The sequence below is a fragment of the Jiella marina genome (assembly GCF_024359545.1).
Classification (GTDB): Bacteria; Pseudomonadota; Alphaproteobacteria; order Rhizobiales; family Rhizobiaceae; genus Jiella.
Genome location: NZ_JAKQZG010000002.1, coordinates 378,445 through 390,845 on the forward strand (window position 1 = coordinate 378,445; position 12,401 = coordinate 390,845).

At 64.9% G+C, this 12,401-nt stretch carries 12 protein-coding genes; 8 read left to right on the top strand and 4 right to left on the bottom strand.

All coding sequences use genetic code 11. The annotated features are described in order from the left end of the window. Window positions 1-76: 76 nt before the first annotated feature. Entirely contained in the window at window positions 77-847 is a 771-nt protein-coding gene (locus MF134_RS05270; RefSeq protein ID WP_255338354.1) for a class I SAM-dependent methyltransferase, read from the bottom strand. Window positions 848-1,211: 364 nt separating this feature from the next. On the opposite strand from MF134_RS05270, the gene MF134_RS05275 reads away from it, so the two are divergent. The 5 genes from MF134_RS05275 (at window position 1,212) to MF134_RS05295 (ending at window position 6,122) form a co-directional block, all read left to right on the top strand. Continuing rightward, the gene (locus MF134_RS05275) at window positions 1,212-1,691 is read left to right on the top strand and encodes a hypothetical protein (protein ID WP_255338355.1); all 480 of its coding nucleotides are present in this window, start codon (window positions 1,212-1,214) and stop codon (window positions 1,689-1,691) included. A gap of 182 nt (window positions 1,692-1,873) precedes the next feature. Next, on the top strand, window positions 1,874-3,106 hold the full coding sequence (locus tag MF134_RS05280) for an AGE family epimerase/isomerase (RefSeq protein WP_255338356.1): 1,233 nt from the start codon (window positions 1,874-1,876) through the stop codon (window positions 3,104-3,106). A 244-nt stretch (window positions 3,107-3,350) separates the two neighbouring features. After that, window positions 3,351-4,247 (top strand): heme/hemin ABC transporter substrate-binding protein, encoded by an 897-nt coding sequence (locus MF134_RS05285; RefSeq protein ID WP_255338357.1) that lies wholly within the window; start codon window positions 3,351-3,353, stop codon window positions 4,245-4,247. A 14-nt stretch (window positions 4,248-4,261) separates the two neighbouring features. Next, complete coding sequence (locus MF134_RS05290) at window positions 4,262-5,326, top strand: FecCD family ABC transporter permease (protein WP_255338358.1); 1,065 nt, start codon at window positions 4,262-4,264, stop codon at window positions 5,324-5,326. Window positions 5,327-5,333: 7 nt separating this feature from the next. Beyond that, window positions 5,334-6,122: a heme ABC transporter ATP-binding protein gene (locus tag MF134_RS05295; RefSeq protein WP_255338359.1), complete on the top strand. Its 789-nt coding sequence runs from the start codon at window positions 5,334-5,336 to the stop codon at window positions 6,120-6,122. Between the two features lie 56 nt (window positions 6,123-6,178). Here the strand turns inward: MF134_RS05295 and MF134_RS05300 are convergent, their stop codons facing one another. The 3 genes from MF134_RS05300 to MF134_RS05310 all read right to left on the bottom strand — a co-directional run bounded on the left by MF134_RS05300 (window position 6,179) and on the right by MF134_RS05310 (window position 8,900). Next, window positions 6,179-7,054, bottom strand: a complete 876-nt coding sequence (locus MF134_RS05300) for a hypothetical protein (RefSeq protein ID WP_255338360.1) — start codon at window positions 7,052-7,054, stop codon at window positions 6,179-6,181. 190 nt (window positions 7,055-7,244) lie between these two features. Continuing rightward, window positions 7,245-7,475 (bottom strand): hypothetical protein, encoded by a 231-nt coding sequence (locus tag MF134_RS05305; protein ID WP_255338361.1) that lies wholly within the window; start codon window positions 7,473-7,475, stop codon window positions 7,245-7,247. A 663-nt stretch (window positions 7,476-8,138) separates the two neighbouring features. After that, a complete protein-coding gene (locus MF134_RS05310) occupies window positions 8,139-8,900 on the bottom strand; it encodes a class II aldolase/adducin family protein (RefSeq protein ID WP_255338362.1) in 762 nt (253 codons plus the stop codon). A gap of 200 nt (window positions 8,901-9,100) precedes the next feature. Here MF134_RS05310 and MF134_RS05315 point away from each other — a divergent pair, with 200 nt between their 5' ends. From MF134_RS05315 to MF134_RS05325, 3 genes are all read left to right on the top strand, one after another. Next, a complete protein-coding gene (locus tag MF134_RS05315; RefSeq protein ID WP_255338363.1) occupies window positions 9,101-10,057 on the top strand; it encodes an NAD(P)-dependent oxidoreductase in 957 nt (318 codons plus the stop codon). A 172-nt stretch (window positions 10,058-10,229) separates the two neighbouring features. Beyond that, window positions 10,230-10,871, top strand: coding sequence for a TetR family transcriptional regulator C-terminal domain-containing protein (locus MF134_RS05320; protein WP_255338364.1), 642 nt, complete (start codon window positions 10,230-10,232; stop codon window positions 10,869-10,871). 18 nt (window positions 10,872-10,889) lie between these two features. Next, window positions 10,890-12,083 (top strand): pyridoxal phosphate-dependent aminotransferase, encoded by a 1,194-nt coding sequence (locus MF134_RS05325; protein ID WP_255338365.1) that lies wholly within the window; start codon window positions 10,890-10,892, stop codon window positions 12,081-12,083. Window positions 12,084-12,401: the final 318 nt, after the last annotated feature.

Below are 12,401 nucleotides of genomic sequence, written 5' to 3' on the forward strand. Positions count from 1 at the left end.
TCTTTAGGTCTTCGACAGGGCCGCCCTGAACTCGATGGACCAAGGCCTGGCGATGCTTCCTAACCCGGGGCAACGGCTATTTGATCAGGTAATCATAGGTGGGTGCGATATATTCATCCATCGTCTTGCGGGCGATGTCCTTGGCACTGGCCGACATCGGACTGGTCGTCTTCCGCAGCACGCACATGAAATCCATATGATAGGTTGGCTGGATTGCGACGAGTTCCATCTGGATCAGATCGAGATCGATCAAGTCCGCAACGATCTGCGGAAATGTGATGGGATCATAATGCCACTGATGAACGAACGAGTTCTTGGCATTCTCGCCTTCCGCCATGATCATCTGCTTCAAGACCTGGCGCCAGTTGGGAGTCTTGTGCTGGAGCGGAAGGGAGACCTCTGCGGGCGTCCATCCACCCACCTTGACACCCTCAGGCCGCGCACCGTAGCGGGTCTCGTCGACAAAGGAGCGGATCGTCCCCTGGGTCCGGCGCTGAAGAAACGCTTCGACGAACATGCCAAGGGTTGAGGCGGGTTTCAGGCAGTCGAAGCAGTAATTGCGGTCCGGGATCAGCAGGGCGTAGACGCCGCCTTCCGAGAGGATCGAGGTCACGTCCCGCAAATGGGTGATCGTGTCCGGGATATGCTCAATGACGTGCGAAGAGACGACCCAGTCGAATGTCTCCCCTTCCACCATTTCGGAGAGCGACTTCTCCCTGTCCAGCAGAAAATCGATCTCTTCGACCACTTTCGGATCGCGGCCCTGGTCGGTCATCAATTGTTTGAGTTCATCCGTCCCACGGCTTTCGAGATACTTGACCGAGTGGCCTTCGCTCTTGCGGAACATCGGGGCAACATGGGGGCCGAGCTCAAGCCCGGGCGTGCTCTTCGAATCGAAATGAGCGGCGAGAAGAGCGATTTTCTGTTTGCGGGTTAAAGGCACGTGGTCAAAGCTCTCGCTGAGAATGGATGGGGCACTTGGGGCAATTGATGGACGCGGAGTCATCCCATAGCGTCATGCATCGCTTGTCTCAAGCTCTGCGAGGCGATATTGAGCGCTGAAAACCCGACACGATAGGCGATCGATGAAAAGTCAAAGTACCCGTGATTCCGCGTCCGTTTGGTGGGGAGAGCCTGCGAAAGACAGCCCGCGCAAGACTTTTGTCTGTTTTGGTGTTCCCCGCGGCGGAACGAGTGCGATCGCCGGAGTCATGCGCAAGCTCGGGCTCTTCATGGGCGAGGACATCCCTGACAATCACGAAGATCAGGAAATGGTCGGGCGCCCGAACCATCACCGGCTCAAGGTGATCGAGAAGCGCAATGCCGACCACAAGATCTGGGGCTGGAAAGATCCCAACGCCGTCAATTATCTCCATCAGCTCGCACCGAAGCTGCATAACCCGCACTACGTCATTGTCAGCCGCGACGTGATCGCCACGACCAAGGGGCACATGCGCTGGCATGCCCGCGAGGCGAAGTTCGCCGTCGGCGACATTACCGTCCAGCAGCAGCGCAACATCATGTTCGCGCTTTCCGCCGGTGCACCGGTGATGCTGGTGTCTTACGAAAAGTCTGTCCTGAACCCCAAATCCCTGCTGATCGAGATGGCGGACTTCATGGGCGTCCCCTATCCCGAGGATGACAAGGCGTTCATCGAATTTCTCGCGCCAGGCTCCTACAAGAGCGTCTGAGGTTACTTGTGATACACCGCCTTACCATTGGTGAGGCGGTGTCAACGGTATCGACCGCAAGGCTGCGATCGTGATGCGGTCGGGGAACTGGCATTGCGCGCAAGCGCGCGCCAAGAGCTGCCGAGCCGCATCGCCGGCGGGGCCCTTCGTTCCCTGTCGCCGCGACACAGGAAAGAGCCGCAATGACAACCGCTTCGCTTGCCGACCCGTCCCGCAGCGGTCCCTGGCTCGAGGATCCCGTCCATCGCGCCTTCCTGATGAACGATGTGCGCCGGCAGTTGACGTTTTTCGACGGAAGCCTGCGCGCCGATGGCGGCTTCGACGTGCTCGACTGGGACGGCTCGGCCCTGCCCCGGGCGGGTCAGGAACTGCACACCACGACGCGACTCGTCCATTCCTACGCTCTTGGCCAGGCCGTGGGCCATCCCGGCGCGGAGCGGATCATCGACGCGGGGATGGCGTTTCTCTGGACCCGGCATCGCGACGTTCAGCATGGCGGCTATCTCTGGTCGGTCGACGAGACCGGGATCCATGACGATGTGAAGCTCGCCTATGGCCATGCCTTCGTCCTCCTTGCCGCCTCGAGCGCGAAGGTCGCGGGTCATCCCGACGCCGACCGGCTGTTCGCCGACGTGGCCGAAGTGCTCGACAGACACTATTGGGACGAAGCGGCCGGCCTCTTCCGCGACGAGTTCGCCCGCGACTGGCAGCCCTTCTCCACCTATCGCGGCATGAACGCCAACATGCACGGCGTCGAAGCCATGCTCGCGGCCTTCGAAGCGACGGGGGAAGCGCTGTGGCTCCAGCGGGCCGGTCGCATCCTCGACTTCTTCACTGGGCGGATCGCGCCGGCCCATGGCTGGCGGTTGCCCGAGCACTACACCGAGGACTGGCAGGTCGATCCGGACTATGCCGGCAACCCGATGTTCCGCCCGGCCGGCAGCACGCCCGGCCATTCCTTTGAGCTCGGCCGGCTGCTGATCCAGCACTGGGACCTTTCCGGCCGCCCCCAAGGCGACGCGCCGGAGCGGGCCCGCCAGCTCATCGAGCAGGCGCTTGCCGACGCCTGGCTGCCCGAGGGCGGCTTCGCCTACACGCTGCGAAACGACGGGACCATCGACATCTCCGATCGCTACTGGTGGCCCGTGACGGAGGCGATCGGTGCGATAGCCACCCTTCAGAAGCTCGGCGCGACCGAGGAGGACGAGAGCCGGTATCGCCGGCTCTGGCAGTTCGCCGACGCCACACTGATCGATCACCAGCGGGGCGGCTGGTACCCGGAACTCGACGCGTCCGGCCGGCCCGTCGCCCGGCAGTTCCACGGCAAGCCGGACATCTACCACGCGCTTCAGGCCGTGCTGTTTCCCCTGGCGCCCGGGGTCTCGCGGCAGGCGACGCAGCTGCCCGCAGTCTGATCCCCTCCGTCGCTCCGGCGGAACAATTCGACAATTCCGGATCGCGGGGCTTTCAAATCGCCCCGCGGCGAACGGTGCCAACCAGCCAGACAAGGCCGGCATGGCGGCCGTCTGACAGACGGGCTTGAAAACCTGACTATTTTAGTCCTTTTATCGCCGGACATGAGACGGACGGGTCTCATCGGGATTCGCGGCCCGCGGCGGGCCGCTCCTCGAGCCAAGCGTAGTGAGAAGAAGCGACGACATGAAAATCCATCAGATCTTCGGCATGATCGGGCTGGCTTTCGGCCTGATCGCCGCTTCCCCGAGTTTCGCTGACGAGGGGAGCGACCCCCAACGCATCGTCTCCGTTGGCGGAGCCGTCACCGAAATCGTCTATGCGTTGGGGCATGGCGACGCCATCGTCGGTGTGGACAGCACCAGCACCTATCCGCCCGAAGCCCGGGCCAAGCCCGATGTCGGCTACATGCGCCAGCTCTCGGCGGAGGGCGTGATCGCTCTGCAACCCGATCTGCTCCTGATCGAGCAGGGCTCCGGCCCGGCCGAAGCTCTGTCCTTGCTCAAAGCCTCCGGGGTTCCCGTCATCACGGTTCCGTCGGGGCATGAGGCGGGCGCGCTGCGCTCGAAGATCGCGACTGTGGCCGAGGCGCTCGGCGAGGAGGAGGCCGGGGCCGAACTCGGTCAGACCGTTATGGATGAATTGGCATCCCTGAAGGCGGATCTGGAAGCGATCGAGGATCGCAAGCGCGTGCTCTTCATCCTGTCGCTGGCGGATGGCCGGCCCACCGCGGGTGGCTCGGGAACCGGCGCCGACGCGATGATCGAGATGGCCGGCGGGCTCAACGTCTTTGCGGATGTCGAGGGATACAAGCGGTTGTCCTCGGAATCGGTGGCGACGCTCAGGCCGGAGGTGATCGTGATGATGGATCGCGGCACCGCCGCCGAACATGGCAGCACCGATCCCTTCGCGATCCCGGCGCTCGCCGCATCGCCTGCCGGTGAGGCGGAGGCGTTGATCCGCATGGACGCGCTCTTCCTTCTCGGCTTCGGCCCGCGCACGCCCGCCGCCGCCCGGGAACTTGCCGCCAAGCTCTATCCCGAGCGCATCGAAGCCGGCTCCAGCGAGTCCGCGTCGCAATGATTGAAGGCGGCACCATGCTTCGCGGCGCCGCCAATGGCGATCGCGCCGCCGCCGAACGCATGACACTGGCCGTTCTGGCAGGCCTTCTCCTGCTCGTCGCCGTGGTGGCGATCGGGGTCGGGCCTTCGGGCCTTTCCCCCGATCGTGTCGTCGCATTGCTGGCGGCCGGTCCCGGGACCGATCGGTTCCCGGTGAGCGAGAGCATCATCGTCTGGCAGATCCGGCTGCCCCGGGTGCTGATGGGCGCCATCATCGGCGCTGCGCTCGCCGTGGCGGGCGCGACCCTTCAGGGGCTGTTCCGCAACCCGCTTGCCGATCCCGGGCTCGTCGGCGTCTCGCCCGGTGCGGCGCTGGCGGCCGTCGCGGTGATCGTGCTCGGCAACGGCATTCTCGCGCCGCTCGTCCAGCCCCTCGGCATCTTCGCTCTGCCGATCGCGGCTTTCGTCGGCGCGCTTCTCTCGACTTTCCTTCTCTACACCATCGCGACGCGTGGCGGCCGCACATCCGTGGCGACGCTGCTCCTTGCAGGGATTGCGCTCGGCGCGTTCTCCGGCGCGATCACCGGCTTCTTCCTGTTCCTGTCCGACGACGACCAATTGCGCGACATCACCTTCTGGACCCTCGGGGGGCTGGGCGGCACGACCTGGCTGAAGCTCTTTGCCTGCGGGCCGATCATGCTCGCGGCCGTTCTGGCCAGTCCGGTCCTTGCGCGCGGCCTGAACGCCCTGACCCTCGGCGAATCCGAAGCGTTTCATCTCGGCCTCGAGGTTCAGCGGATGAAGACGCTCGCCATCGTTCTCGTCGCGGGCGCGGTCGGCGCTTCCGTAGCGGCGGCGGGGATCATCGGCTTCGTCGGCATCATCGTGCCGCATCTCCTGCGGCTCGCCGTCGGAGCCGACCATCGATTCCTGCTCCCCGGTTCGGCCCTGCTCGGGGCCGCGCTGCTCGTGCTGGCCGACGCCCTCGCGCGGACTGTCGCCGCGCCCGCCGAACTGCCGATCGGGATCATCACGGCGGCGATCGGAGCGCCCTTCTTCCTCTGGCTGCTGCTCAGACGTCGCGGTCTTCTGGGGGTGTGAGGCCGTGATGCTGGAACTCGATGCGGTCGAAGTCCTTGCCGGAGAACGACGGATCCTCGGCCCCGTGAGCTTCGGCCTGCCGGCTGGCGGACTGGTCGCGATTGTCGGCCCCAACGGTGCCGGCAAGTCGACGCTTCTCAAGGTGCTCGCCGGCGAGACCCCGCCGATGGGGGGCGAAGTCCGCTTCCAGGGTGAAGACATGGCGGCGTTTTCGGCCAGCCGTCTCGCCCGCCGTCGCGCGGTCCTGTCGCAATCCCTGGAGGTCGCCTTTCCGTTCACCGTCTTCGAAGTGGTGAGCCTCGGCTTCGATGGCGCGCCCCGAGCGCTGACGGCCGGGCAGAAGGCGGCGCGGATCGAGGCGATGCTGGAGAGGGTCGATCTCGCCGGTTTCGGCTCGCGCAATGTCCAGACACTCTCCGGCGGCGAGCGCCAGCGCGCTCATCTCGCCCGGGTTCTGTGCCAGATCGGCGAGGCGGTGGACGAGGAAGGGCCGAAGCTCCTGCTCCTCGACGAACCGGTGTCGAGCCTCGACATCCGCCATCAGGTCGACACGCTGCGCATGGCCCGCGACTTCGCGCGAGAGGGCGGTCTAGTCGTGGTCGTGCTCCACGATCTCAACCTTGCCGCTTCCTTTGCGGACCGGATGATCCTGATGCGAAACGGTCGGATCGCCGAGGATTGCGACCCCGCAGCGCTTCTGAACGGCCAGACCGTTGACGAGGTCTTCGCCATCGCGATGACCCGGATCGATCGCGGCCCGGGCCGACCGCCGGTGGTCATGCCGCACGCGGTATGACGAGTTCGCGCTGACTCATGCCGCGGCGTGCGGGTTGGGTGTGCTGCGCGTTGGGGTTACGCCGGCACAGGCTTGCCGTGAATGACGCCGACCAGATGGTAGATCGGCGTTTGCGGGTCCTGATCCAGGAGCTGCTGGGCCTCGCGAGCAGACAGGGGGGTCTCGCCCTTTTCGTCGGCAAAGAACTCGCAGACGAAGTCCCCCTCGACGCCGGTGCCCTTCAGGGCCTTCTCCAGCGTGACGAAGAAGGAGATGTCCGTACCGACGTCCTGACGCACGATCTGGGAGTGCAGGAGGCGCGGCGCGTATCCGTTGGCCTCGAACATTTCCATGATGATCCGCGTGCCGATCCGACAGCCGAAATTCATCACGACGTCCGCTTCGGGCGCATGTTTGCGCACCCGCTGCAGCAGCGCCTCGTTCAGCCCGAGGCCGACCGAATTGAACGGATAGGTGTCGAACATCGCCCAGGGATAGTAGTGGGCGATATGATCCTCGGCCTTCGCTTCGGCCGTTTCGGCGAGGGGAACCGACTGAGCCTCGCGGAAGGCCGAAAGATGCGGGTCGGTGGGATCGCCCACCTGCGGCAGACAGCCGATCACCACGTCCGACTGGGCGATCCTGGCGTGGGCCTCGTCCGTGTCGATCAGGCTGACCGGGCCCTTCACCGGGTGGAAGCGATCAGCCTGCTCGGGAGCCAGGCTGCGCACATTGCGCTCGGCCAGTTCGACGAGGCGCGGATCGAGATCGCTGCCATAGACCTCGGCCGCCTCGCACTGCCGCAACAGGAAGGCCGCGTTGATTCCCGTGCCGATCCCCACCTCGTAGACCTTCTTGCCCTTGAGACCCGCCAGTTCCAAGCCTCTCTGGAACGTCTGGGTCCACGGATCGGTCGGGTTGAAGGCGAAGCTGGGTGCCTCCGCTGTCAGCACATGCTCATCGGCTCCGTGCGGCGATGAATTCGCCCTGGAGCTGGTGGGATTGAGCATCGAATTCCTTTCCAGAACTCTCGGTGATCAGCGACATGGGTTCGCCGCGGTCCCCATGGACGATCTCCACCACTGTCCGAAGACCCGCTGATGACACCGATCGTGATTCTCGGGCTCGGCCCGCTTCCGAAGCTTAGCGCTTCGCGCCCTCATAGATCGGCGTGCGCTTGGCCTGCGGGACGAAGCGGACGCTGCCAGCCCGGTCGCCGAGGCACGAGGCAAGCCGCTTGTGATCGCAATCGGCGTCGACCAGGACACCCAGCGGAGACGTCCTGTCGGACAGGCGCAGAAGCGCCTGCTTGATCCTCAGGACGGTCGGCGCGGCTGACAATCCGGTGCAGTTGACCGTTTGCGATACATTCATGAGGTCGCTCCTTCCTCGTAGCAAATCCGACCGGCGCCTTCGCCAGAACGATGGCCGGACCCAAAAATCTCGTTTCGCGTTTTTCACCGCTGCGACCGACGCAAGACCCCTAAAGTCTTGCACTGGCGCAAACCGTCGATCGTCCTGGTCCCCCGGGCGTCCTCAAGGAACATTGGAGCAGCCAGAGAACCCGATTTTCCTGGCCCATGCCGATCATGGTCCATGAGCGGACCCGATGATCTGCGTCCACTCCGGACGCCGTGCCAGGACCGGCTGGAGGCGGCGGTTTTCGCACTGCGGAAACGCCACGCTCCTTCCCTGTCGCACGATCAATCTGGGATCTGCCCCTGACCGTGTGACGATTCGTGATGGTCGGCTGGAACATAACACTACGCACGACCGCTGCAACGAAAAAAAATTCTTCCATTCGTCCAGTTCGGGGTAGGCTAGGAAGGCATCGGAGGGCTGTCAAGAATAGATTGGCTAGTTGTTATGCGTGATGAAAAATTCACCATATTCGTCAGCGAGGCAGAGCGATCCAAGCCTTTGATGCAATGCAAAAAAAGCGGAGGGCTGTCGGTTTGTTGTGCTTTCGAAAAAACATGACCGACCGGTGCCGCGCACCCGACGAATCAGAGCGCGGCTCGGCCGATCAGGCCGGCATCAGTTCCTGAAGCCGGGGTCGAGCCGATCCGCGAGGCGCATCTGGGCCTCCCATTCGAGGGCGAGATCGCCGTCGGCGATGGAGGTCTGGTCGTACTGTTCCTTGGCATGCTGCGCGATGGCGGGCGGGATATCCGCGAGCGGCCGGCCCATGGCGAGGGTCGATTCCTGAATTTCGCAGGCCCGGTTCAGATAGAACATGTTGGAGAACATCTGGCCGGCGGTCTCGCCCACAGTCAGCAGGCCATGGTTCTTGAGGATCAGGGCCGGATGGTCGGCAAGGCTCTGGGTGATGCGCTCGCGCTCGTCGAGGTCGAGTGCGATGCCCTCGTAGGCGTGGTAGCCGACCCGGCCATAGAATTGCAGCGCGATCTGATTGAGGGGCAGAAGCCCGTCCGCAAGACAGGACACCGCAACGCCCGAGCGGGTGTGGGTGTGCATGACCCAGGCGGCGTCGTGGCGGGTCATGTGGACGGCGCTGTGAATGGTGAAGCCAGCGGGGTTCACCGGATTCGGATTGTCGCCGACCTTGTTTCCGTCGACATCGATCTTGACCAGCGAGGAGGCGGTGATCTCCTCCCACATGTAGCCATAGGGATTGATCAGGAAGTGCCCCGGCTCGCCCGGCACGCGGGCGGTGGTGTGGGTGTAGATGAGATCGGTCATCTTGTAGTGCGCCGCAAGCCGGTAGCAGGCGGCGAGTTCGACCCGGGTCTCGTATTCGGCGTCGCTGGCGGCGGAAATTGCTTTGACGTTCGACATATCCTCGTCCCCTTCTGCCCTTTGCCGCCCGGCGCGCTGCCTCGAAGAAGGAGATCTCCGTGCGGCGGGCGGCTTGCCGTGTTGATATACGATTGTATAACTAGGGCGAAGGCGCAAGCGCTAATTCGCGCCATGGACGGGTTCCCACGGGGGATCCGGCGCGCGCGGCGACAAACGAAGGACGGGGAGACAGGGCGATCATGGCCGACCGAGGGACGATCTTTGGCGTTCTCCTGAGCGAGACGATGGATCTGAAGGGCTTTTACGGGCTCGATTTCGGCGATCGTGCGCCCGAAGTGCGCCTCCTCAACCCCGACGAGGTGGATGATCCGGCGGCGATCCGCTTCGCCGTGTGCTGGTTGCCCGGCTCCGACGCCTTCGCGGCCTATCCCAATCTCGAAATGGCCATGTCCATCGGGGCAGGCGTCGATGCCATGCTCGGCCATCCGGGGCTTGGCGAGGACGTGGCGATCTGCCGGGTGCGCGATCCCCATCAGGCCGATCTGATGGCGGGCTACGCGCTCCACGAGATCCTCCATGTCGAGCGCGGCTTTGCTCGGATGGACCGCAATCGGGCGGAAGCGAAATGGGTGCCGCTGCCGATGCGCCCGCCGGAGCAATGCCGGATCGCGGTGCTGGGCCACGGCACCATGGGGCGGGCGGTCGCCAAGGCGCTCGCCGCTGCGGGCTTCTCTGTCTCGGTCGCCTGCCGCAGCGAACCGGCCGAGCCGCTGCCGGGCGTGCGCTATTTTGCCGGCGCGGATGCGGTTCTCCAGGCGGCGGAGGGCGCGAATTTCGTCGTCAACATCCTGCCTCTGACGCCACAGACCGAGAACGTCCTGAACGCCGCGCTGTTCGACCGGCTCGCGGAGGGCGCATGGCTGGTCCAGATCGGCCGGGGCGAGCATCTCGACGAGGCGGATTTTCAGGCCGCGCTCGAGGCGGGGCGGCTGGCCGGCGCGAGCCTCGACGTGTTCCGCGAGGAGCCCTTGCCGCCGGACCATCCGTTCTGGCGCGACCCGCGCATCCGGATCACGCCGCATATCGCCAGCGATTCGACGCCGAGCGTGGTGACTGAGCAGGTTCTGACATCCGCGCGCGAGCTTCTGGAGGGCCGTCCCTTGACGCTTTCGGTCGACCGGAGCCAGGGCTACTGAACCGGACTGGTCGCGCGATGATCCGACCGGCCGGTCGGCCACCGGCCAAGCGGGCGGTTCAGACAGTCCCGCCCGTCGACGTCGAGGAGTTATTCGATTGTATAACAGGCAGGTGTCCCGCCCATGCACTGGATCGGCCCGCACCCGCGCGTTGCCGTCTCGGCGATGAAGCATGAGCAGAAAGGCCTTTCAGCGCCTCTCCCAGGACGACAGGCGGCGGGACCTCATCGAGGCAACGCTCGTCTGCATCGCGCAGCACGGGCTGCATGGTGCCACGGTGCGGCGGATCGCCGATCAGGCCGGAGTGACGCCCGGCCTCGTGCGGCATCATTTCGGCAGCAAGGAGGAGATGATCCGCAACGCCTACGCCTATCTGGTCGGCCAGCTGACCACGGAGGCGAGCGAGCGCGCCCGCCAGGCGCGGGGCGCCGCGGACGCGCAGCTGCGGCAGTTCCTCGTTGCCAACATGACGGCGCCCAATCTGTCCGAAGAGAAGGTCTCGCTCTGGGCGACCTTCGTCGGCCGGGTCCGGTACGAGGCGGATTTCGCCACGATCCATCGCGAAGGCTATCGCGAATTCCTGCATCTACTCGAAGCGCTGATCGAGCCGGTCCTGATCGATCATGGGCTGCCACACGACACCGCCACCTGCCGCCGCCACGCGATCGCGCTGAACGGGCTGATCGACGGTCTGTGGGTCGAAGGCTCCCTGAACTCGGGCCTCTACGGCCAAGCATTGCTGCCGGATCTTCTCCTGGACGCAAGCGAGCGCCTGCTGGGCCTTCCCGCCAACACGCTTTCCCGATCACACTGACAAGCGAGTGACAACACCATGCGCTATGCCGGAATCACCGAGCGCCTTGCCGATCTGGGCGGCGAGAAATGGGCCGTCCACAATGCGGCCCGCGAGAAAATGGCCCGGGGCGAGGCGATCATCGAACTGACGATCGGCGAGCCGGATGTCCCCGTCGACCCGGCCCTGATCGAAGTGTGCCACCAGTCCATGCTGCGCGGCCGGACCCATTATTCCAACGGCCGGGGGGAGGTGGGTCTCCTGAATGCGCTGGTCGAGAAGTACCGGCCGCGTCATCCGGGCATCACGACCGACAACATCCTCTGTTTCCCGGGCACTCAGACGGCGCTCTACGCGGTGATCACCGCGCTCGTCGACGCGGGCGAGGGCGTTCTCGTCGGCGATCCCTATTATGCGACCTATGCCGGCGTCATCCAGGCGCCCGGCGCGGTGCTTCAACCGGTCCCGCTCAACATCGAGAACGGCTTCGTCATGCAGCCGGCGGATCTACGGGCGGCGGTCACGCCGCAAAGCCGGGTTCTCCTCCTCAACACGCCGCACAATCCAACCGGCGCGCTTCTTGATGCGGACACGATCGCCGAGCTCGGCCAGATCGCGATCGAGCACGATCTCTGGATCGTCTGCGACGAGGTCTACGAGGATCTGATCTTCGAGGGGATCTTCGCCTCCCCGCTGGAATTCGCCGAACTGCGCGCGCGCACGATCGTCGTCTCCTCGATCTCCAAGACCTTCGCTGCGACGGGCTTTCGCAGCGGCTGGGCGGTGGGGCCGGCGGAGTTCTGCACCAAGCTCCTGCCGATCTCGGAGACGATCCTCTTCGGCAACCAGCCCTTCATCGCCGACATGACCGAGGCGGCGCTGCGCGGCACCTTCGACACCGCCGAGCGCATGTGCCGGAGCTACGCCGCCCGCGTCGGCATGATCACCGACGAGCTGGCGACCTGTCCGAGCCTCAAGGCGGGCAAGGCGTCCGGAGGCATGTTCGTGATGATCGACGTCGAAGGGACGGGCCTCGACGGCGAGGCGTTCGCCTGGCGCCTCCTTGAGGAACAGGGCGTCGCGGTGATGCCGGGCGCGTCCTTCGGCGACAACACCAGAGACCTCATCCGCGTTGCCCTGACCAAGCCCGACGAGACCCTGCGCGAAGCCATGCGTCGCATCCACGCCTTCGCGAGCGCGCTGGCGACAAAGTCGAAGGCCGCTGCGATGTGAGACCTTGCAGCCGAAGGCGTCTCCGCTCAAAGGCCGAACGACGCCAGGCGATGAGCCTTTCTCCCCCTCCTGAGCCTGTCGAAGGGGCGGGGGAGATGCCGGCAGGCAGAGGGGGATACGCCTGCGGTAAACCTTCGAGAGGCGGTGTCGCATCCCCCTCTGGGTTGCCACCCATCTCCCCCGCCCCTTCGACAGGCTCAGGAGGGGGAGACCGGAGCTTCACTGCCGATATCTCGTCTCAAGCGACCGCATTCTTTGACAAACCTTGTCGAACAGCTTCATTGAAGACCAGCGCCGCCGTAAATCCAATACGCGAAC

Coding starts and splice junctions, on each gene's coding strand:
- MF134_RS05315 (WP_255338363.1), top strand. CDS start 9,101: ATGGCCGACCGAGGGACGATCTTTGGCGTTCTCCTGAGCGAGACGATG.
- MF134_RS05325 (WP_255338365.1), top strand. CDS start 10,890: ATGCGCTATGCCGGAATCACCGAGCGCCTTGCCGATCTGGGCGGCGAG.
- MF134_RS05320 (WP_255338364.1), top strand. CDS start 10,230: ATGAGCAGAAAGGCCTTTCAGCGCCTCTCCCAGGACGACAGGCGGCGG.
- MF134_RS05305 (WP_255338361.1), bottom strand. CDS start 7,475: ATGAATGTATCGCAAACGGTCAACTGCACCGGATTGTCAGCCGCGCCG.
- MF134_RS05285 (WP_255338357.1), top strand. CDS start 3,351: ATGAAAATCCATCAGATCTTCGGCATGATCGGGCTGGCTTTCGGCCTG.
- MF134_RS05275 (WP_255338355.1), top strand. CDS start 1,212: ATGCGCAAGCTCGGGCTCTTCATGGGCGAGGACATCCCTGACAATCAC.
- MF134_RS05290 (WP_255338358.1), top strand. CDS start 4,262: ATGCTTCGCGGCGCCGCCAATGGCGATCGCGCCGCCGCCGAACGCATG.
- MF134_RS05310 (WP_255338362.1), bottom strand. CDS start 8,900: ATGTCGAACGTCAAAGCAATTTCCGCCGCCAGCGACGCCGAATACGAG.
- MF134_RS05295 (WP_255338359.1), top strand. CDS start 5,334: ATGCTGGAACTCGATGCGGTCGAAGTCCTTGCCGGAGAACGACGGATC.
- MF134_RS05270 (WP_255338354.1), bottom strand. CDS start 847: ATGTTCCGCAAGAGCGAAGGCCACTCGGTCAAGTATCTCGAAAGCCGT.
- MF134_RS05280 (WP_255338356.1), top strand. CDS start 1,874: ATGACAACCGCTTCGCTTGCCGACCCGTCCCGCAGCGGTCCCTGGCTC.